Source organism: Pseudomonas sp. IT-P4 (assembly GCF_949767755.1).
In the GTDB taxonomy this organism is placed as follows: domain Bacteria; phylum Pseudomonadota; class Gammaproteobacteria; order Pseudomonadales; family Pseudomonadaceae; genus Aquipseudomonas; species Aquipseudomonas monachiensis.
The window spans coordinates 1-20,194 of record NZ_CATKPX010000014.1 but is presented as its reverse complement, the minus strand read 5'-3'; the positions used below and the strand labels follow the sequence as shown (position 1 = coordinate 20,194).

At 61.7% G+C, this 20,194-nt stretch carries 20 protein-coding genes; 17 read left to right on the top strand and 3 right to left on the bottom strand.

Annotated elements, in window-relative coordinates; all coding sequences use genetic code 11:
• Nucleotides 1–312 precede the first annotated feature (312 nt).
• From ACM6IT_RS01000 to ACM6IT_RS00970, 7 genes are all read left to right on the top strand, one after another.
• Nucleotides 313–1,794, top strand: coding sequence for an ATP-binding protein (locus ACM6IT_RS01000; protein ID WP_414917284.1), 1,482 nt, complete (start codon nt 313–315; stop codon nt 1,792–1,794).
• A gap of 223 nt (nt 1,795–2,017) precedes the next feature.
• Nucleotides 2,018–3,166 (top strand): amine dehydrogenase large subunit, encoded by a 1,149-nt coding sequence (locus tag ACM6IT_RS00995; protein WP_414917283.1) that lies wholly within the window; start codon nt 2,018–2,020, stop codon nt 3,164–3,166.
• Nucleotides 3,167–3,177: 11 nt separating this feature from the next.
• Nucleotides 3,178–3,717, top strand: a complete 540-nt coding sequence (locus tag ACM6IT_RS00990; protein ID WP_414917282.1) for a MauE/DoxX family redox-associated membrane protein — start codon at nt 3,178–3,180, stop codon at nt 3,715–3,717.
• A gap of 5 nt (nt 3,718–3,722) precedes the next feature.
• Nucleotides 3,723–4,349 carry a methylamine dehydrogenase accessory protein MauD gene (mauD, locus tag ACM6IT_RS00985; protein ID WP_414917281.1) on the top strand — a complete coding sequence of 209 codons (627 nt, stop codon included), beginning with the start codon at nt 3,723–3,725 and terminating at the stop codon, nt 4,347–4,349.
• Between the two features lie 18 nt (nt 4,350–4,367).
• Nucleotides 4,368–4,889, top strand: coding sequence for a methylamine dehydrogenase light chain (locus ACM6IT_RS00980; RefSeq protein ID WP_008050506.1), 522 nt, complete (start codon nt 4,368–4,370; stop codon nt 4,887–4,889).
• A 103-nt stretch (nt 4,890–4,992) separates the two neighbouring features.
• Nucleotides 4,993–5,514, top strand: coding sequence for a cytochrome C (locus tag ACM6IT_RS00975; protein WP_414913007.1), 522 nt, complete (start codon nt 4,993–4,995; stop codon nt 5,512–5,514).
• 112 nt (nt 5,515–5,626) lie between these two features.
• Complete coding sequence (locus ACM6IT_RS00970) at nt 5,627–6,298, top strand: class I SAM-dependent methyltransferase (protein WP_414913006.1); 672 nt, start codon at nt 5,627–5,629, stop codon at nt 6,296–6,298.
• Between the two features lie 163 nt (nt 6,299–6,461).
• Here the strand turns inward: ACM6IT_RS00970 and metE are convergent, their stop codons facing one another.
• A complete protein-coding gene (gene metE, locus ACM6IT_RS00965; RefSeq protein WP_414917280.1) occupies nt 6,462–8,750 on the bottom strand; it encodes a 5-methyltetrahydropteroyltriglutamate--homocysteine S-methyltransferase in 2,289 nt (762 codons plus the stop codon).
• A gap of 298 nt (nt 8,751–9,048) precedes the next feature.
• Between metE and ACM6IT_RS00960 the strand changes: the two genes are divergently transcribed.
• From ACM6IT_RS00960 to ACM6IT_RS00940, 5 genes are all read left to right on the top strand, one after another.
• On the top strand, nt 9,049–10,086 hold the full coding sequence (locus ACM6IT_RS00960; RefSeq protein WP_414917279.1) for a FecCD family ABC transporter permease: 1,038 nt from the start codon (nt 9,049–9,051) through the stop codon (nt 10,084–10,086).
• On the top strand, nt 10,086–10,853 hold the full coding sequence (locus ACM6IT_RS00955; RefSeq protein ID WP_414917278.1) for a heme ABC transporter ATP-binding protein: 768 nt from the start codon (nt 10,086–10,088) through the stop codon (nt 10,851–10,853). Before ACM6IT_RS00960 ends, ACM6IT_RS00955 begins: the two co-directional genes overlap by 1 nt.
• Nucleotides 10,854–10,871: 18 nt before the next feature.
• Nucleotides 10,872–11,756, top strand: a complete 885-nt coding sequence (locus tag ACM6IT_RS00950) for a ChaN family lipoprotein (RefSeq protein WP_414917277.1) — start codon at nt 10,872–10,874, stop codon at nt 11,754–11,756.
• 303 nt (nt 11,757–12,059) lie between these two features.
• Complete coding sequence (locus tag ACM6IT_RS00945) at nt 12,060–12,665, top strand: SCO family protein (protein WP_056723114.1); 606 nt, start codon at nt 12,060–12,062, stop codon at nt 12,663–12,665.
• Nucleotide 12,666: 1 nt separating this feature from the next.
• A complete protein-coding gene (locus ACM6IT_RS00940) occupies nt 12,667–13,176 on the top strand; it encodes a copper chaperone PCu(A)C (RefSeq protein WP_414917276.1) in 510 nt (169 codons plus the stop codon).
• Between the two features lie 116 nt (nt 13,177–13,292).
• On the opposite strand, the gene ACM6IT_RS00935 is transcribed toward ACM6IT_RS00940, so the two are convergent.
• Both ACM6IT_RS00935 and ACM6IT_RS00930 read right to left on the bottom strand, forming a co-directional pair.
• Complete coding sequence (locus ACM6IT_RS00935) at nt 13,293–13,709, bottom strand: organic hydroperoxide resistance protein (protein WP_414917275.1); 417 nt, start codon at nt 13,707–13,709, stop codon at nt 13,293–13,295.
• 121 nt (nt 13,710–13,830) lie between these two features.
• Nucleotides 13,831–14,160: a hypothetical protein gene (locus ACM6IT_RS00930; RefSeq protein WP_056723118.1), complete on the bottom strand. Its 330-nt coding sequence runs from the start codon at nt 14,158–14,160 to the stop codon at nt 13,831–13,833.
• A 183-nt stretch (nt 14,161–14,343) separates the two neighbouring features.
• Here ACM6IT_RS00930 and potE point away from each other — a divergent pair, with 183 nt between their 5' ends.
• From potE to ACM6IT_RS00905, 5 genes are all read left to right on the top strand, one after another.
• Nucleotides 14,344–15,753, top strand: a complete 1,410-nt coding sequence (gene potE / locus ACM6IT_RS00925; protein WP_056723119.1) for a putrescine-ornithine antiporter — start codon at nt 14,344–14,346, stop codon at nt 15,751–15,753.
• Nucleotides 15,750–18,035, top strand: coding sequence for an Orn/Lys/Arg decarboxylase N-terminal domain-containing protein (locus ACM6IT_RS00920; protein ID WP_056723121.1), 2,286 nt, complete (start codon nt 15,750–15,752; stop codon nt 18,033–18,035). Before potE ends, ACM6IT_RS00920 begins: the two co-directional genes overlap by 4 nt.
• Nucleotides 18,036–18,160: 125 nt before the next feature.
• Nucleotides 18,161–18,562 carry a hypothetical protein gene (locus ACM6IT_RS00915; RefSeq protein ID WP_056723123.1) on the top strand — a complete coding sequence of 134 codons (402 nt, stop codon included), beginning with the start codon at nt 18,161–18,163 and terminating at the stop codon, nt 18,560–18,562.
• On the top strand, nt 18,562–19,101 hold the full coding sequence (locus tag ACM6IT_RS00910) for an HD domain-containing protein (protein WP_414917274.1): 540 nt from the start codon (nt 18,562–18,564) through the stop codon (nt 19,099–19,101). Before ACM6IT_RS00915 ends, ACM6IT_RS00910 begins: the two co-directional genes overlap by 1 nt.
• Nucleotides 19,102–19,482: 381 nt before the next feature.
• On the top strand, nt 19,483–20,194 hold a 712-nt coding region (locus ACM6IT_RS00905; protein ID WP_414917273.1), incomplete at its 3' end, for an OmpP1/FadL family transporter.

Genomic DNA, 20,194 nt, shown 5'->3' with positions numbered 1-20,194 from the left:
CTCCGTTTTGATTATTGTTAGTAGGCTCCGCTGCTCCCCTGCCTGTAGGAGCTGCCGCAGGCTGCGATCTTTTGATCCCGACAAATCAACATCAAAAGATCGCAGCCTTCGGCAGCTCCTACAGAGAAGATGTGTGGATGCCTTTGCATTGAGGTCCAGTGTAAAAACCGCGTCCCGGCACAACTATTGGTGCGTGCAACCCCCCCGCTAAAGAAATCCCCTAGCCCACCACCGATTACCTCTGAGCGCATCCCGCTGTGCGAGCAGGTATAAAACGCCATACTGCAAATCTCTGCCGCCAGGGGCCGTGCGATGTACCAGCCAAAACCGAACGACTTTTATGCGCTGATCGAAGCCATGCCGCTGTGCATCATTCTTCATGACGCGCACACCAAGGAAATTCTCTGGGCCAACGGCGCTGCCCTGGCGGCGTTGGGCTTTACCCTGGAAGAACTGACGCCGCTCAAGGCCCCGGACATGACCCGCGACGCCCCGAAGTACCGACGCTCGGTGGGCTTGCGCTGGCTGGAAGGCGCCGCGCGCACCGGGCAACGGGCCATCGAATGGTGCTATCGCTCCAAGCAAGGGGTGGAGATTCTTTCCGAGGCGGTGGCGACCCTGGTGCACCTGGACGGTCGCGATGTGCTGATGGTGCAGTTCCGCGACATTTCCAAGGAAGACAAGGTCAAGCGCGACCTCAAGCGTTTCGAGAGCCGGCTCAAGGCCTTCATGCAGGACCTGGCCGAAGGCGTGGCGGTGCTCGGCCCCGAGGGTGATATCGGTTTTATCAGCGACTCCGGCGCGCACCTGCTCAACAGCGAAGTGCACCAGCTGATGGGCAAGAACTTCCTGGCCTGGTGCGACGACGCATCCGGCCAGCGCCTGCTGCACCAGCTTGCCCAGGAGAGACCGAAGCACGCGCCGTTCAACGTGCATTACAAAGTGCAGCGCCGCGATGGCGAGTGGCGCTGGCATGACGCAACGTGCCGCTACATCGAGATCGAGGACGATCTGGTCGGCCACCTGCTGCTGTTCCGCGACGTGACCGAACAGGTGCAGGCCGAAGAGGCGCGGCGGGTCAGCGAGCAGAAACTCGAATACCTGGCGCGCTACAACGCCATGGGTGAAATGGCCGTGGCGATTGCCCACGAGTTGAGCCAGCCATTGGCGGCGACCCGCAACTTTATTGAAGGCGCGGTGATTCGCCTGGGCAACGCCGGCGAAACCGATCAAGGCGTCGCCTGGGGCTTGCAGAGCGCCGTGCGGCAGATCGAACACGCCTCGGTGATCATCAAGAGCGTGCGCGATTACGTGGTCAAGCTGGAGCAGAGCGAAGAGCTGCTCGACCTTAATGAGCTACTGCGCGAAACCCGCTACTTCATCAGCCTGCGGGCCGATCCGAGCCTGGTGCGCGTGGAAATAGTCACCGCCTCAGAACCGCTGCGGGTGAGTTGCGAGAAGGTGCTGATCGGCCAGGTGATCCTCAACCTGGCCTTCAACGCCATCGAAGAAATGGCCGACCTGCCTACCGAACGACGCCTGTTGCGTATCCATGCCAGCCGCGAGAACGATGTGGCCCTGGTGCGCATTGAAGACAGCGGGCGCGGCATCCAGGCCCAGGCGCAAGAGAAACTGTTCGACGGCTTCTTCTCGTCCAAGGTCAGCGGCAACGGCATCGGCCTGGCGCTGTGCAAGAACATCATCGGCCGCCACCGTGGCGATATCTGGGCGCAAAACCTCGAGCCGTGCGGCGCTGTTTTCAGCTTCTCCCTTCCCCTCGCTTCCCTCGTCTAAAGCAAAAGATCGCAGCCTGCGGCAGCTCCTACGGGGACCTCATTGCCCTGTAGGAGCTGCCGCAGGCTGCGATCTTTTCGCTCTTCCATACGACTGGCACAGACACACAAACACTTGGCAGGCAGGGCAATTCTCGCGATCGCGGGGCACGGCAGAATCAAAGGGTAAAAATCTGCCAAAGCACCCGCGATCCGCGTTACCAACAATTCAGGAAGTTCCCCTTATGCGAACAAACAGGATCTCCGTACAGTCAGCGCTAGGCCTGAGCCTGCTTGTACTCGGTTTGAACAGTGCCCGCGCGGACTTGCCCGCCGGTACGATTGGCCAGACCGTTCTGGCGTTTCCACCCGAAGCTCACCGCGCGTTTGTCATCGACGTCGAGTTCGACAGCTTCGTGGCGGGCCGCGTGACCGTGGTCGATCCGGACCAGAAGCGCATCCTCGGCATGGTGCCGACCGGTTTCGCGGCGCCGTCGACCCTCAGTCACGACAAGAAAACCCTCTACAGTGCGGACATCTGGTATTCCCGTGGCACCCGCGGCACCCGCACCGACGTGCTCACCGCGTGGGACAGCTCGACCCTGTCGCCGGCCTGGGAAGTGCTGATTCCGAACAAGCGCGCCGAGTCGCTGACCCAGCGTTACTCGCTCAAGCCAAGCGGCGACGACAAGTTCGTCTACGTCTACAACTTCACCCCGTCGACGTCGGTGACCGTGGTCGATACCCAGGCCAAGGCCGTTGCCACGGAAATCGCCATCCCCGGTTGCGTGCTCAACTACCCGGTCGGCAACCGCCGCTTCGCCTCGCTGTGCGGCGACGGCAGCCTGCAGGTGGTGACCCTCAACGATCAGGGCCAGGAAACCGCGCGCAGCCGCACGCCGTTCTTTGATCCGAACGCGGAAAAACTGGTAGAGCGCGCGGTCAACGTCGGCGATACCTACTACTTCAGCACCACGACCGGCACCGTACGCCCGGTGGATTTCGCTGGAGATGCGCCGAAAGTCCTGCCGTCCTGGTCGCTGGTTTCCGACGAGGAAAAGAAAGCCGGTTGGGCGCCGGGGGGCTGGCAGTTGATGGCCGTGGCACCAAAGCTGGACCGCCTGTACGTGCTGATGCACGACGCCCACGAACCGTTGAAGTGGGAAGACCCGAGCCCGTTGATCTGGGCGTTTGACCTCAAGACCCACAAGAAGGTGGCGACCCTGGAAGCCCCGGTTCCGGTGTGGAGTATGCAGGCCACTGGCGACGACAAGCCGTTGTTGCTTGGCACCGACGTGGAAGGCGGTTTGCAGATTTTCGATCTGAAGACCAACAAGCTCACCGGCAGCATGCCGAAAGTCGCCAAAACCGCGACTCAGGTCCTGAGCTACTAAGAGGTTCGGCCATGCACACAGATCCGATCTTCATCATTGCCAGCGCCATCGCCATCGCGGTGTTGCTGGCCAGCGCCGCGACCCACAAGTTGCGCGCGCCGGCCCGCTTCGCCCGGCAACTGGCGGACTATCAACTGCTGCCCGAGGCGCTGGTGCGCCCGACGGCACGGCTGGTGCCGCTGCTGGAACTGGTCATCGCCTTTGCCCTGCTGGTGCCGGTCAGCCGTGATTATGCCGCGTTGAGCGCCGCCAGCCTGTTGGCGCTGTACGCCGCTGCCATCGGCATCAACCTGTGGCGCGGTCGCGCCGACATCGATTGCGGGTGCGCCGGCCCCGACCAGGCACAGCCGCTGCGCCCGGTGTTGCTGGCACGTAACAGTGCGCTGGTGCTACTGGCGCTGGTGGCCAGCGTGGCGCCGGTTGCCCGCGACCTCAACCTGTTCGATGGCTTCGTGACCCTGGCTGCGGCCGCCGTTGCGCTGCTCATCTACGCCGCGGCCGATGGCCTGCTGGCGAACTCCCCTCTTCTGCTCAAATTGATTGGTAGGTAATCGAAATGGAAGGCTTGATTGTTTCCAACGTTCTGCTCTGGGTGCTGCTGGTGGCCGTGGCGTTTGTCGTCATGGGCCTGGTGCGGCAGATTGGCGTGCTGCACGGTCGCCTGGCGCCGGCCGGCGCGTTGATGGTCGACAAAGGCGTGGCGGTCAATGAACCCGCGCCGCAAGTCACTGCCAGCGACCGTCACGGTCGTCCGGTGAACTTCGGTTATGCCAGCGAGAAATCGCAACTGCTGTTCTTCCTCTCGCCGACCTGCCCGATCTGCAAGTCGCTGCTGCCGGCGATTAAGTCCATCGCCAAGGAACAGGCCGGCACGCTCGACGTGGTGTTCGTCAGCGACGGCGACATGGATGCCCAGCAAGCGCTGATCCGCGAACATAAACTCGAAGACACCACCTATGTGGTCGGCCCGGAAGTGGGTATGACCTACCAGATCGGCAAGCTGCCGTACGCCGCGTTGATCGACAAGGCCGGCACCCTGCGCGCCAAAGGCCTGGTCAACTCCCGCGAGCACCTGGACAGCCTGTTTGAAGTCGAGCACTTGAAGCACGCCACGCTGCAGCAGTACCTCAATGCCCAACCGCACACCCACGATCACGACCACAGCCACGGCCATAGCCACTGATAAGGCAGGGAGACCTTTATGAAACTGCTGGATCTGTTGTTTGAGCGTTCGTCCCGCCGTGTCGCCGACACCACGTCGCGTCGTAAATTGCTGGCGCGCATGGGTTCGCTGATGGTGGCCGGTGCCGCCCTGCCCCTGCTGCTGCCGCTGGACCGCACCAGCAAGGCCCTGGCCGCGGAACCCGCGCAGGCCGGCGACCCGGGTGATCCAAACAGTTGCGACTACTGGCGCTACTGTTCCATCGACGGCTTCCTGTGCAGTTGCTGCGGCGGGTCGGTGACGTCCTGCCCACCAGGCACCGAAGCCTCGCAAGTGACCTGGATCGGCACCTGCCGCAACCCGGCCGACGGCAAGGACTACATCATTTCGTACAACGACTGCTGCGGTAAGCAAAGCTGCGCCCAATGCGCCTGCACCCGCAACGACAGTGAAGAACCGGCCTACCGCCCGTTCAACAACAACGATGTGAACTGGTGCCTGGCCGCCAAATCCCACATCTATCACTGCACCGTTTCAGTCATCCGCGGCGTCGCCGTTTAAAACAAACGCGCTTTGCGCCGGTTGCTCGCGCAATCGGCGGCTTTTTTATTTTGTCCGGCTGTTTTTTTAACTTTCGCCCGCAACAAGCAAAAGGTGCTCAGTCATGCGCAAGTTGCTACTCCTCGGTCTCGTCTGCGCCCTTGGCGCCCCGCTCGCCTATGCCCGGGCCATTCCCGACCCGAACCAGCATCACGCGCCGGGCAATGAATCACTGCAAACCCCGATTGCCCAGGCCGGTTACAGCGTCGGCGTGAACTACCAACTGCAATGCGCCGGTTGCCACCTGGGCGACGGCACGGGTTCGGCCGCCAACGACACGCCACGGATGAAAGGCTTTGTCGGCAACTTCCTGAAAGTCCCCGGTGGCCGAGAATTCCTCGTGCGGGTGCCGGGCATGTCGCAGTCGGCGCTGAACAACGCGCAACTGGCGGACTTGCTCAACTGGCTGATGCGCAAAGACGGCATGGCGGGCGACAGTCTGCCGGCCGACTATCAGCCCTACACCACCGAAGAAGTCACAGAGTTACGGGCCAAGACCATGCTCAACCTGCCCGGCACCCGTAGCGAGTTGATCAAGGCCATGCGCGCCAAGGGCATCGCGATCGATGACGGGATGAACTACTGAGGACAGTCGGTCGTTGGTGCCGGGTAAAACCGGCTGAAAACAAACCAGCACAATGGACGATCGAAACCCTTGCCCTATCCTTTCATCCAACCCATCACGCCGGACATCGACCATGTCAGCCCCCGAAACCACCCTCCTCGACAGTTGGCACCACAACGCCCGGGCCTGGATCGACGCCATACGCTCGGGCACCATCGAAAGCCGCCAAAAGGTCACCGACCAGGCCATCGTGCTGGCGGTGCTGGGTCGTCAGCCCGAGCGTGTGCTCGACCTGGGTTGCGGCGAAGGCTGGTTGTTGCGTGCGCTGACAGCCCGGGGTATCGAGGCGGTCGGCGTGGATGGCGATGGGACGCTGGTGGCGGCGGCGCGGGCGGCGGGCGCTGCGCCGGTGCATTTGGCGAGTTATGAACAGTTGTTGGAAGCGAAAGTCGACATCGGCCGCGACTACAACCTGATCTGCGCCAACTTCGCCCTGCTGCACCAGGACATCATCCCCCTGCTCGCCGCCATGAACACCCTGCTCGCCCCTGGCGGCGCGCTGGTGATCCAGACGCTGCACCCGTGGGCGGCTGCGGCGGGCGATTATCAGGATGGCTGGCGGGAAGAGACATTCTCCACGTTCAAGGGGCAGTGGCAGCCCATGCCGTGGTATTTCCGTACCTTGTCCAGTTGGCACAATGCACTGGACATGGCGGGATTTACTCTTGCCAGCCTGCAGGAGCCACAGCACCCGCAAAGCCCCGTGCCGCAGTCATTACTGTTGGTGGCCGAGCCACGGCGCTGAGTGGTTTTAACAACGCACACAGTTATTGTGCCCGCCGAAAATCCCTGTGGGAGCGGCGGTGCGGCGATCCGACTTGCCCGCGAAGAGACCGGCACATTCGACATCGATGTCGCCTGACACACCGCCTTCGCGAGCAGGGCTCAGTGGTACACCCAATACAGCGTCAGGCCCATTCTTTACGCAGGTGGCGCGCAGCGTTGACCATGTGCACCAGCGCCGCTTCGGTTTCCGGCCAGCCGCGGGTCTTCAGGCCGCAGTCCGGGTTGACCCACAGGCGGTCGGCGGGAATGCGCTTGGCGGCCTTGCGCAGCAGGTTGGCCATTTCCGTGGAGTCCGGCACCCTTGGCGAGTGGATGTCGTACACGCCCGGGCCGATTTCGTTGGGGTAGGCAAAGGCTTCGAACGCGTCCAGCAGTTCCATGTCCGAACGCGAGGTTTCGATGGTGATCACGTCGGCATCCATGGCGGCAATGGACTCGATCACATCGTTGAATTCGCTGTAGCACATGTGGGTGTGGATCTGGGTTTCGTCACGCACGCCGCAGGCGCACAGGCGGAACACTTCGGTCGCCCAGTCCAGGTAGTGCTGCCACTGCGCCTGGCGCAACGGCAGGCCTTCGCGGAACGCGGCCTCGTCGATCTGCACGATCTTGATCCCGGCGGTTTCCAGGTCCACCACTTCGTCGCGAATGGCCAAAGCCAGTTGACGAGCCTGCACTTCGCGGCTCACGTCTTCACGGGGGAACGACCACATCAGCATGGTCACGGGACCGGTCAGCATGCCCTTCATCACCTTGTCGGTGAGGCCCTGGGCATAGCGGATCCACTCCACGGTCATGGCTTTCGGGCGGCTCAGGTCACCGTAGATCACCGCCGGTTTCACGCAACGCGAACCGTAGCTCTGGACCCAACCGAAACGGGTGAACACGTAGCCGTCGATTTGCTCGGCGAAGTATTCGACCATGTCGTTGCGCTCGGCTTCACCGTGCACCAGCACGTCCAGGCCTAGCTGCTCCTGCACTTGCACGGCGTGACGAATCTCGCTGTGCATCGCCTCGGTATATTCGGCTTCGGTCAGCTTGCCTTGCTTGAACGACTGGCGAGCCAGACGGATCGACGCGGTTTGCGGGAACGAACCGATGGTGGTGGTCGGGAACAGGGGCAGGTTAAGGCCAGCGCGCTGTTTCTCGATACGCAGGGCAAACGGCGAATGACGCTGGCTGTCCTGGGCGGTGATGGCAGCAACCCGCGCCTGCACGGCCGGTTTATGAATGCGTGGCGATGCCGCACGGCTGGCCTGCACGGCGCGGCTGTGAGTCAGCGCTTGCAGCACCTTCGGCGCTTCCGGTTCGCTGACAGCCTGAGCCAGCACCGCGACTTCTTCACACTTCTGCACGGCAAACGCCAGCCAGCTTTTCAGTTCGGCATCGAGCTTGTCCTCACGCTCCAGATCAACCGGGCTGTGCAGCAGCGAACAGGATGGCGCGACCCACAGGCGATCCCCCAGACGCTCGTGAGCATGTTGCAAGGTAGCCAACGTGTTTTCCAGATCGCAGCGCCAGACGTTACGGCCGTTGACCACGCCCAGCGACAGAACTTTGTAGGCCGGCAGGCGATCGAGGATGGTCGGGTACTGCTCAGGCGCACGCACCAGATCGATGTGCAGGCCATCCACCGGCAGGTTGGCGGCCAGGCCCAGGTTCTCTTCCAGCCCACCGAAGTAAGTGGCAACCAGCTTCTTCAATGGGTCACGCTGAATCAGGTTGTAGGCCCGCTCAAAGGCGTTCTTCCAGGCCTGTGGCAGGTCGAGCGCCAGGATCGGCTCGTCGATTTGCACCCATTCGACACCCTGTGCCGCCAGGCGCTGGAAGATCTGGCCGTACAGCGGCAGCAGGCGATCCAGCAGTTCCAGCTTGTCGAATTCGGCGCCCTTGGCCTTGCCCAGCCACAGGTAAGTCAGCGGGCCGATGATCACCGGCTTGACGTTATGCCCCAGTGCACGGGCTTCTTCGACTTCTTCGAACAACTGGTCCCAACCGAGCTGGAACTGCTGATCGGCGCTGAATTCAGGGACGAGGTAGTGATAGTTGGTGTCGAACCACTTGGTCATTTCCTGGGCGTGCGCGCCGCCGCAGCAGCTGTCGCTCACACCACGGGCCATGCCGAACAGGGTTTGCAGGCTGGCCTTGCCATCGTGCGGGCGGAAACGCTCCGGGATCACACCGAACATCAACGAATGGGTCAGGACCTGGTCGTACCAGGCGAAGTCGCCAACCGGCAGCAGCTCGATACCGGCGTTTTTCTGCAAGTCCCAGTGGGTCTTGCGCAGGTCGCGGCCCACGGTGCGCAGACCGGCTTCGTCGAGTTCGCCCTTCCAGAACGCCTCTTGCGCCTTTTTCAGTTCACGGTCGCGACCAATGCGCGGAAATCCAAGGGAATGGGCCACAGCCATGTCAAATAACTCCAATGCGTTCAATGGGGCCATTGTCGACAGTGCCAGCGAGTGAGACAAACTCATTTTAATCTTGATGATCACAAGTTCTCCTCATGATCGAAAACGCCATACATAAACACCTGATCTGGCGTGACCGAACCGTGGCGTGTGCGTAAGCCGGGCGTCGATGGCATCATCACCCGCTACGAACCCCTCTGATCGGCCAAGGAATAGTCCCGATGCGTATCAAGACACTGCCGGCCCGTGCCACGGCGTTCTACCCGGACGCCAAAGCGCGGACCGCCGGGATAAGCCCATGACGGCCATTTTTCGGCCGCGTCCGACGTTGATCTTTTTGCTGTTGTTGCTGGTTCTGGTGTTCTGGCTGTCCCTGGCCCTCGGGCCGGTCAGCCTGCCGCCGGGAGATACCTTGCTGGCCGGGATGCGTCTGCTGGGGTTGCCGCTCGAAGGTGGCGACACGCAGCAGGCGGAGTTGATCCTCGGGCAGATTCGTCTGCCGCGCAGCTTGCTCGGCATCGTCGTGGGTTCGGTACTGGCGCTGTCCGGCGTGGCGATGCAGGGGTTGTTCCGCAACCCCTTGGCCGATCCGGGTCTGGTCGGCGTCTCCGGTGGTGCGGCGTTGGGTGCCGCCATCGCCATCGTCGGCGGCAGCCTGCTCGGTGGCTTGCCGCCGGCCGTCGAACCTTATCTGCTGTCGGTGAGCGCCTTCGCCGGCGGCTTGATCGTCACGGCAGTGGTGTATCGCTTCGGTCGCCGCAACGGGCAGACCGACGTCGCCACCCTGCTCTTGGCGGGTGTGGCGATGACGGCCATGGCCGGTGCCGGGGTCGGGCTGTTCACCTACCTGGCCGACGACGCCACTTTGCGTACCCTGACGTTCTGGAACCTGGGCAGCCTCAACGGTGCCAGTTACCCACGCTTGTGGCCCCTGTTGATTGTCACCGTAGGCGTGGCGTTGTGGTTGCCCCGTCGCGCGGCGGCGCTCAATGCCATGCTGCTGGGTGAATCGGAAGCGCGTCACCTGGGTTTTGACATCGAGCGGATCAAGCTTGAGCTGGTGTTGTGCACGGCGCTCGGCGTCGGCGCGGCCGTCGCGGCGGCCGGGCTGATCGGTTTTATCGGTCTGGTGGTGCCGCATCTGATGCGCCTGCTGGTGGGTCCGGATCACCGGGTGTTGCTGCCCGCCTCGTTGCTGGCCGGTGCCAGCCTGTTGTTGCTGGCCGATCTGGCGGCGCGCCTGTTGTTGGCGCCGGCCGAACTGCCCATCGGCATCGTGACTGCACTGATCGGCGCTCCGTTCTTTCTATATCTGCTGGTGCGAGGGCGTTCCTGATGCTGCGGGCAAACAACTTGCTGGTACGTCGTGGCAACCGCACGGTACTGGCAAACATCGATATCGAGTTGCGCCCCGGTGAAGTGCTAGGCGTGCTGGGGCCGAACGGTGCCGGCAAAAGCACCCTGCTCGGGGCTTTGTGTGGTGAACTGGCGACCAGTGAAGGCAGGGTCAGCCTCGAGGAGCGTCCACTCGCCGACTGGCCGGGTCAGGAACGGGCCAAACGCCTGGCCGTGCTGCCGCAGAGTTCGAGCCTGAACTTTGCGTTTTCGGTCAATGAAGTCGTCGGCATGGGGCGCTTGCCCCACGCCAGCGGCCGCGTGCGTGATGCCGAAATCGTCGCCGAGGCGCTCAAGACCGCCGATGCCCTTCATCTGGCCGGACGCAGCTACCTGGCCCTGTCGGGCGGTGAACGCCAGCGCGTGCATCTGGCGCGGGTGCTCGCTCAGCTCTGGCCAGGTGCCGAAGGGCAAACCCTGCTGCTCGATGAGCCGACATCGATGCTCGATCCACTGCACCAGCACACTATTTTGCAAGCCGTGCGCGACTTCGCCGAGCGTGGTGCCGCGGTGCTGGTGATCCTGCACGACCTCAACCTGGCCGCACGTTACTGCGATCAACTACTGTTGTTGCAACAGGGCCTGCCCCACGCCTACGGTCCACCGGCAGAGGTGCTGACCACCGAGGCGCTGGCGGCGGTGTATGGTCTGGAAGTGCTGATTCAGCAACACCCGGAACGTGGCCACCCGTTGATCATCGCGCGCTGAGACCAATAAGGAAAACCGATGCGCTTTGTGTTGCTCTGTGCATTCAGCCTGCTGGCTGCCTGCCAAACCCATCAGGTCACCCCACTGCCGGCGCCGATCGCCCCGCAAGGCCGTGATCACACCGACCTCGGGGTCATTCGCGAACTCGCCACGGGCCGTACGTTGACGCCGCAACAACTGGTCGAACGACTGGCCGCTGCGCCGCGTGTTCTGGTCGGCGAACAGCACGACAACCCGGACCACCACGCCCTGCAATTGTGGCTGCTGCGCGAACTGGCGGCGCAACGCCCACAAGGCAGTTTGTTGATGGAAATGCTCAATCCAGATCAACAGGCCAGGGTCGATGCCGCGCAAGCTGCGACCCGCGCGGGCCAGCCACCGATCGATGCGTTCAAGGCGCTGGCCTGGCAGGCCAATTGGGACTGGAGTGTTTATGGCGCACTCGTCACCTACGCGCTGCGGCAACCGTATCCGCTGCTGGCGGCGAACCTGGACCGCGCGCAGATCATGCAGATCTACAAACAGCGCCCGCTACTCACGGGGCAAGCATCCACCACTCAACAGGTGCAGGCGACCTTGCTGGACGACATCCGCGAATCCCATTGCGGCCTGCTGCCCGAAGCGCAGATGCCGGCCATGCTCGCCGTGCAGCAGCAACGTGACCGGCGCATGGCCGAGCGCCTGATGGCCGCGCCGAAGCCTGCGTTGCTGCTGGCCGGTGCCTTCCACGTGCGCAAGGACCTGGGGGTGCCGCTGCACCTGAAGGACCTCGGTGCCGATGAAGGGAATGCAGTGCTGATCCTGGCCGAAGCGGGCAAGACCGTGACCGCCGAGAGTGCGGATTACGTGTGGTACACAGCCGCACAGCCGGAACAGGATCATTGCGCGAAGCTGCGTCGTTAAAACGACCCGACAGATTGCCCTGAACCTTTGTGGCGAGGGAGCTTGCTCCCGCTGGGTCGCGTAGCGGCCCCAGCTCTTCACCAGAAAAGCAGGGCCTGCTTCGCAGTCCAGCGGGAGCAAGCTCCCGCGCCACAAGAGCACTTTTTCCCCTGACGGCGCGACACTATGTCACGCCTGTGCGCCGGTCCAATGGTCGTATCCGCACCTCCGGCACCGGCACAGTTTGTTAACATCCCCGCGATTTTTTCGTCTGTACAGCCATCACGCTGTCATTTCAGCCTGTTCAACAGGATGCTTTTTTTCATGAGTACTTTGTATACCCGCCGGACTGTCCTGCAAGGCATGGGCCTGTTGAGCCTGGGCCTGCTCGCCGGTTGCGACGACAGCAGCAAGCTGTCGTTCAACTATGGCAAGGACCTCAGCGACAAGATCATGGGGCGTAACTTCAAGCTCAAGAACCCAGAGGGCGAAACCCGGATGCTGGGCAGCTATCGCGGCCTGATGCCGATGGTGTTCTTCGGTTTCACCCAGTGCCCGGCCGTGTGCCCGACCACCCTGGCCCGCGCCGCACAGGCCAAGAAACTGATGGGCCGCGATGGCGAAAGGCTGCAGGTGGTCTTCATCACCCTCGACCCTGAACGCGACACGCCAGAGTTGCTCGACAAGTACGTCAAGGCTTTCGACCCGAGTTTCGAAGCCCTGTACGGCACGCTGGAAGAAACCGCCGCCACCGCCAAGGAATTCGGCGTGTTCTTTGAGAAAGTCCCAAGCGGCGATACCTATACCCTCTCCCATACCGCGACCAGCTATGTCTTCGACTCCCGGGGCAATCTGCGCCTGGGACTGTCCGCGTCCCTGACGGCCAAAGAGTGCGCAGAAGACCTGCTCACCGTGATGGAGGTTTGCTGAAATGAATGCCCCGCAGGCTAAAAACCGCTTCGTGCAACGCTGCAAGCAACTGGCACTGGGCCTGGCCCTGGTCGGCCTGGCCCTTCAGGTCTCGGCACAAACCCGGGTCGACGACGCCTGGGTCCGCGCCACCGTGGCCGGCCAGCCGTCGAGCGGCGCCTTCATGACCGTCACCGCCAGCAGCGACAGCAAGTTGCTGAGCGTGCAAACGCCGGTCGCCAAGCTGGTGCAGATTCATGAAATGAGCATGAAAGACGACGTGATGAAGATGCAGCAGGTGGACTCCGTGGCTCTGCCGGCCGGCAAGCCGGTGAGCTTCGATCCCAACGGCTATCACATCATGCTGATGAACCTCACAGGCCAGATCAAGGACGGCGACAAGGTGCCACTGACCCTGACCGTCGAAAACGCCAAGGGCGAGAAAGAGTCGATTCAGGTAGAAGCCGTTGCCAAAGCGATTAACACCATGGATCACGGCACGATGATGCATGATCACAGCAAGATGAATTGAATTTCTCGTAGTATCGCAACACAAAAAAGATCGCAGCCTGCGGCAGCTCCTACACCGATTCCGTAGGAGCTGCCGCAGGCAGCGATCTTTTTTGATCAGGACCTTTTCACGTCAACTTAAACAAGCTTGAGCACCACATTGATGTTGTTGCGCGTGGCTTTCGAGTACGGGCAGTACTGGTGCCCGGTGTCGACGATTTTCTGTGCGGTTTCACGGTCCAGCCCCGGCAGGCTGACATTGAGCCGCGCCTGCAGCAGGTAGCCGCCTTCATTGGTGCCCAAGTCAACCTCGGCATCGACCGCCATATCCTTGGGCAGCGCCACTTTCATTTCCCTGGCTGCAACCTGCATGGCGCCGATGAAACAGGCTGACCACCCGGCAGCGAACAGTTGCTCGGGGTTGGTTCCGCCGCCGCCCGCTCCCGGCGACGACAGCTTCACGTCGAGGATTCCGTCGGAGCTGCGGGACGCGCCGTCACGCCCGCCCGTGGTGTGGGTTTGGGCGGTGTACAACACTTTATCGATCTGGCTCATGATGACCTCCTGATTGAGTTGTAAAAAACCGGTTTCACCCCATCGGGTCGCTGGGATGGTCAATCAATATAGTCGTCACAGCCCCGCACGGCGGTCGATCCGACCGACGCCCGCTTCTTCTTTATTTACGCGCCAACTTGTACCTGACGCAGTCCTCATAAAAGCTCTGGCGTACAGCAGCCGGTTTGAATCGCGACGGACTGTCATAAGTTTGCTCTGTAATGCCAAGAGCCATCATGCGCATCCAGCTTTTAGCGAACTTGTAGACCTGGATTTTCTGCCGGGCGGCATACAAGGAAACCCCTGAGAGCTTGAGTTCCTGTGCCCTTGCAGCGGTGCCCGCCCCCCAACTGCACATGTACTGATCTTTGGCGGCCAGTTCTTTTGCTTGAACCGAAGTGGCTATGCCCGCAACTACTAGCGGGACTAATGCGATCCATATCTTGCGCATTTCGACCTATCTAACCAATTGAAAACCAAGTAATTTTGCAGACAACTTTGAAACTTGGGGGCCAGCATCCTGCCTTTTCTGCAAATAAATGAAAAAGCGGGATGGGGGTCGTCAATTTCTTGCGGGATTTCAAACCTTTGCTATAGCTAAGGTTCTCAATCGCCAACTAAGTGAGGCAACGGAATGTCAGTCGCAAAGAAAATGAGTGTGGGGCAACTGACAATGTTGACCGCCGTCAACATGTTGGGCTCAGGAATTATCCTGCTACCGACTAAACTCGCCGAAGTCGGTGCGATTTCTATCCTCTCCTGGCTGATAACGGCCACCGGCTCCCTCGCTCTGGCCTACGCCTTTGCGCGATGCGGGATGCTCAGCCGCAAGACCGGCGGCATGGGCGGTTATGCCGAATACACCTTCGGTAAAGCAGGTAACTACATCACCAACTACACCTACGGTCTCTCGCTGTTGATTGCCAACGTGGCGATCAGTATTACCGCCGTCGGCTACATCCAGGTGTTGTTCGGGATAAAGCTTGATTCGCTGCAAGTAGGCCTGGCCACTATTGCCCTGTTGTGGATCACCACTTTCGCCAACTTTGGCGGTGCCCGCATTACCGGCCGGATCGGCGCGGTCACGGTCTGGGGTGTGATTGCACCGGTGGTACTGGTATCCACGGTGGGCTGGTTCTGGTTCGACAGCAGCGTTTACGCCGCTGGATGGAACCCCCACGACAAGGGCTGGTTCGAAGCGGCAGGCGCCTCGGTGGCCATTACACTGTGGGCCTTCCTTGGCCTGGAATCGGCTTGCGCCAACACCGACGCGGTGGAAAACCCTGAGCGCAACGTACCGATTGCCGTGCTGGGTGGCACCCTGGGGGCGGCGGTGATCTACATCGTCTCCACCAACGTCATCTTCGGCATCGTCGGCAACGAAGAACTGGTCACGTCCACCGCGCCGTTCGGCCTGGTGTTCGCCAAGATGTTCACCCCAATGGTCGGCGATATCGTGATGGCGGCCATGGTGCTCGCCTGCATCGGTTCGCTGCTGGGTTGGCAGTTCACCATCGCCCAGGTGTACAAAAGCTCGGCCGACACCGGCTACTTCCTGCCGATCTTTGCCAAGGGCAACAAAGCGGGAACGCCGATTGTCGGCATGCTGGTGCTGCTGGCGGCACAGACCGCGCTGGCCCTGCTCACCATCAGCCCCGACCTGAGCAAGCAGTTCGACACCCTGGTCAACCTCGCGGTGGTCACCAACCTGGTGCCGTACATCCTGTCCATGGCCGCACTGATGACCATGCAGAAAGTCTCCAACGTGCCGGAAGGCAAGGCACTGGCCACCAACGTCATCGCCCTGATCGCGGCGGCCTACAGTTACCTGGCACTGTACAGTTCCGGTGAACAGGCACTGATGCTGGGCGGCGTGGCCACGATCGTTGGCTACACCCTGTTCGGCTTCGTCAACAACCGCCTGATCCGCCTCGAAGCACTCAACAACAGCGTACCGACGCAAACCGTCAGCGCGCAGCACCTCACTGCCGAGCCAGTGCCGGTGAACAATCTGAATACAGCCACTATGGAGGTTCAAGCATGACGGAATATAAACACTCGCTGGGCATGCTGGCGCTACTGGTCAGCAGCCCGCCGGACAAGCGAACGGTGTTTGGCCGCGCCCTGGACCAACTGGTCCAGGACGTAGAGGGACGTGGTGTCAGCGTACTGGCCTCGGAAAGCCTCACCGATGCCGCCTCGATCCTGCGCTCGGACCCTGCCATTCAATGCGTGCTGATCCGTTGGGAAATGGACACCAGCGAAGGCCACGCCGACTGCACCAAATTGCTGGTCAAGCTGCGCGAGCGCAACACCCGCGTGCCGGTGTTCCTGATCAGCGACCGTACCACCGCGTCGAGCATTCCGTTATTGGTCATGCAGCACGCCGACGACTTCATCTGGCTGCCCGAGGACACCTCCCGCTTCCTCAGCGGGCGCATCCTGGCGGCCATCGAGCGCTATCGCCAGGCCGCCCTGCCGCCGATGTTCGGCGCGCTGGTGAAGTTTGCCCGCAGCTATGAATACTCCTGGCACACCCCAGGCCATGCCGGCGGCACCGCGTTCCTGAAAAGCACAGCGGGTCGGGCCTTCTACGAGTTCTTCGGGGAAAACCTGCTGCGCTCCGACCTGTCGATCTCGGTGGGCGAACTCGGTTCGCTGCTCGATCACAGCGGCCCTATCGGCCAGGGCGAACGTTATGCCGCCAAGGTCTTTGGCGCCCACCGCACGTACTACGTGACCAACGGCTCGTCGATGTCCAACCGCGTCATCCTCATGGCCAGCGTCACGCGCAACCAGATCGCCCTGTGCGACCGCAATTGCCACAAGTCCGCCGAGCATGCGATGACCCTGTCCGGGGCGATTCCGACCTACCTGGTACCGACCCGCAACCGCTACGGCATCATCGGCCCGATCCTGCCGCAGACCCTGAGCGCCGAAGGCGTGAAAGCCGCCATCGCCGACAACCCGCTGGTCAAGCAAGGCATCGACCCGACGCCGGTGCACGCCATTGTCACCAACTCCACCTACGACGGCCTGACCTACAACGTCACCCGCGTCGAAGAACTGCTGGGTGAAAGCGTGGACCGCCTGCACTTCGACGAAGCCTGGTACGGTTATGCGCGTTTCAACCCGCTGTACAGCGGACGCCATGCCATGCACGGCGACCCGGCCGATCATGACAAGTCCGGGCCGACCGTGTTCGCCACCCAGTCGACTCACAAGCTGCTGGCCGCCCTGTCCCAGGCCTCGATGATCCACGTGCGTGACGGGCGTAACCCGATCGAACATGCGCGCTTCAACGAGTCGTACATGATGCACGCCTCGACCTCGCCGAACTACGCGATCATGGCGTCCTGCGACGTCAGCTCGGCGATGATGGAGGCACCGAGCGGGCAGATCCTCACCAACGAGTCGATTGAAGAAGCCATCAGCTTCCGCCAGGTGCTCTCGCGCATGCATAACGAGATGCTGAGCAAGGACGACTGGTTCTTCACCTGCTGGCAGCCGCCGACCGTACAGGTTGGCGCAGCGACCGTGCCGTTCCATGAGGTCGACCCGGCCACGCTGAAAACCGACCCGAACTGCTGGGTCCTGCACCCGAACGCGGTCTGGCACGGCTTCGGCGACATTGAAGACGGCTACTGCATGCTCGACCCGATCAAGGTCTCGGTGCTCAGCCCGGGCATGGGTGACGACGGCAACCTGCTCGCCTCCGGCATCCCTGCTTGCGTGGTCACGGCGTACCTGGGCCGTCAGGGTATCGTGGTCGAGAAAACCACCGACTTCACCATCCTGTTCCTGTTCTCCATCGGCATCACCAAAGGCAAGTGGGGCACGCTGCTCAACGCCCTGCTCGACTTCAAGCGTGACTACGACGACAACGCCGAGCTCGAGCTGTGCCTGCCCGACCTGTACAACGCCAACCAGCATCGTTATGCCGGCATGGGCCTGAAGGATCTGGCCAACGAAATCTTCGCCGCCATGAAGAAGCACAAGACCACCGCCAACATGTCCCAGGCCTTCGGCACCTTGCCAAAAGCCGAGTTCAGCCCGGTGGAGGCCTACGAAAAACTGGTGCGCAATGACATCGAGCTGGTGACGCTCAACGAAGCCGCCGGGCGTCTTGCCGCGACCGGTATCGTGCCGTATCCACCCGGCATCCCGCTGCTGATGCCGGGTGAGAACGCAGGGCCGGCGGACGGTCCGCTGCTGGCGTATCTCAAGGCACTGGAAGCCTTCGACAAATCCTTCCCCGGCTTCACCCATGACACCCACGGGATCGAAGTCGAAGATGGCGTTTATCGGATGCTGGTCTTGAAGTGAGGTAAGCGAGACTTTCATTAAACGCAGTACCCATGTGGGAGCAAGCTTGCTCCCACATTTTTAGATCGCCTTCACGTCAAATCCCTATGGGCAAACTCGATCACAGCGCTCTATGATTGATCCCCATGACCACCACTGCTGCGATCCGCTCACCCTGCCCGCCCGGCGCCTGCGACTGCGGGCGCGACCCGCTGCTGGAAACACCAGGAGCGGACCTGCGCATTCTGTTTCTGACCCGCAACGAAGAAAAACGCCTGATCGAGCGCCTGGAGAACCTGCAGAGCCTGAGCGATCTGGAGCACCTGCAACGGCGCATGCTCGAACAGTTGGGTATTCGCGTGCACATAGCCCCCGGTTTCAACGAAGTGCGCACCATGCGCGGCATCGGCATCCAGGTTGGCGAACTGCCGGGGCTGTGCCGCAAGACCCGCGCCAACATCCCCGCCGCCATTCGCCGGGCCATGGAAAAGCGCCCGGAGATCGCCTACGACCTGCTCAATGCCAACGACCTGTTGCGTGACGCCTGATGACACCTCTTCTCGAACTCCCCCTCACCGACGAGATTCTCACTTCGTTCGCCCTGGCCATCGGGGCCGACCTTCAGGGCTACCGCAACCACATTTACCGGGTGCTGAATTTCCATGGTGCCCTGCGTGGTGCCGAAGGCCTGCCCCCGGACGCGGTACAAATCGCGGCGGCGTTTCATGACCTGGGTATCTGGACCGATGACACCCTCGACTACCTGCCCCCGTCCATCGCCCTGGCCACCGAGTACCTCGACAACCGGCAACGACCGGAACTGAAGGCTGAAGTCAGCGCGCTGATACTTGAGCATCACAAGCTGCGCCGGTATCGCGGTGCCTACGCCGACAGTGTCGAACCCTTCCGCCAGGCCGACCTGGTGGACGTATCCCTGGGCCTGGTGCGTTTCGGCTTGCCCCGCAGCTTCATCAAAACCGTGCAGGCGACCTTTCCCGATCACGGTTTCCACTCGATGCTGATCAAGCTTTCCGCCCGGCAGCTCATCCGCTCGCCGCTGCGGCCGCTGCCGATGTTTCGCTGGTAACACAAACGTCTGCCTTCCCCTCTGACGGCGCCATTGCCGGAAAGCCATTTCGCGGGAATGTGCCTGAAACACTAACTTTCTGACTATTCACTACTGGATATTTCGAAATTCAAACCTACGCTCTTCGCGAGGGGTAACGCATTTCAACAATTGGGTGACACCACCTGCAAAGTTCATCTGGACGGCTATGATCAAACTCTAATGATCACCGAAAAAGGTCCGTCGAACCGGTATGAAATCCTCTATTTGGGGAGAGCGCCCTGGGTGCATTAAAGCCAAAATCGCCGCGGCTCGGGCAGAGATGGCCAAATAACAGCCGAATCCACGGGTGGCTGGTGCAGTCCACCCGTATTCGAAATGGACAATTGCTGAGGGATTTCAATGCCAATAAAAACAGCTGCCCTGCCCACTTCTGCGCTTCTTGCCCTGTGCTGCCAACAAGCCTGGGCCGGTGGCATCATGCTCTATGAAATCGGCACCGATAACGCCGGCCTGGCCAACGCCGGTGCCGCCGCCCGTGCCCAAGGCCCCTCGACCATCGCCAGCAACCCGGCGGGCATGAGTTTTCTGCCGGGCACGCAAATCACCGGTGGATTGCAGGTGCTGTACGGCGACCTGAGCTTCGACCGCGACTCCGGCACCAACACCCCGGGCACAGGCAGTGGCAATGCCCTCGATCCGATGCCCGGCGCCAGCTTCTTCATCAGCCATGAACTCGACGAGCACTGGAGCGTCGGTTTCGGTTCCTATGGTGACTTCGGCCTGGCGCTCAATTACGACAACGACTGGTCCGGCCGCTACTTCGCACAAAACTCCAGCCTGCTCGGCTTGTCACTGGTACCGAGCGTGGCGTATCGCTTCAACGAGCAGTGGTCGGTCGGCCTCGGCGTCAAGGCCATGTACGGCATGTTGCAGGCCGACACCGCCATCGACCGCTCCCCTTTCGGCTTCACTGACCGCGCTGACGGCCAATACAAGTATCAGGACAACACCTGGGGCTATGGCGCCAACGTCGGTGTGATCTACGCCCCGCAACCCGGCACGCGCATCGGCCTGACCTACACCAGCCAGGTCGACCTGGACTTCGAGGACA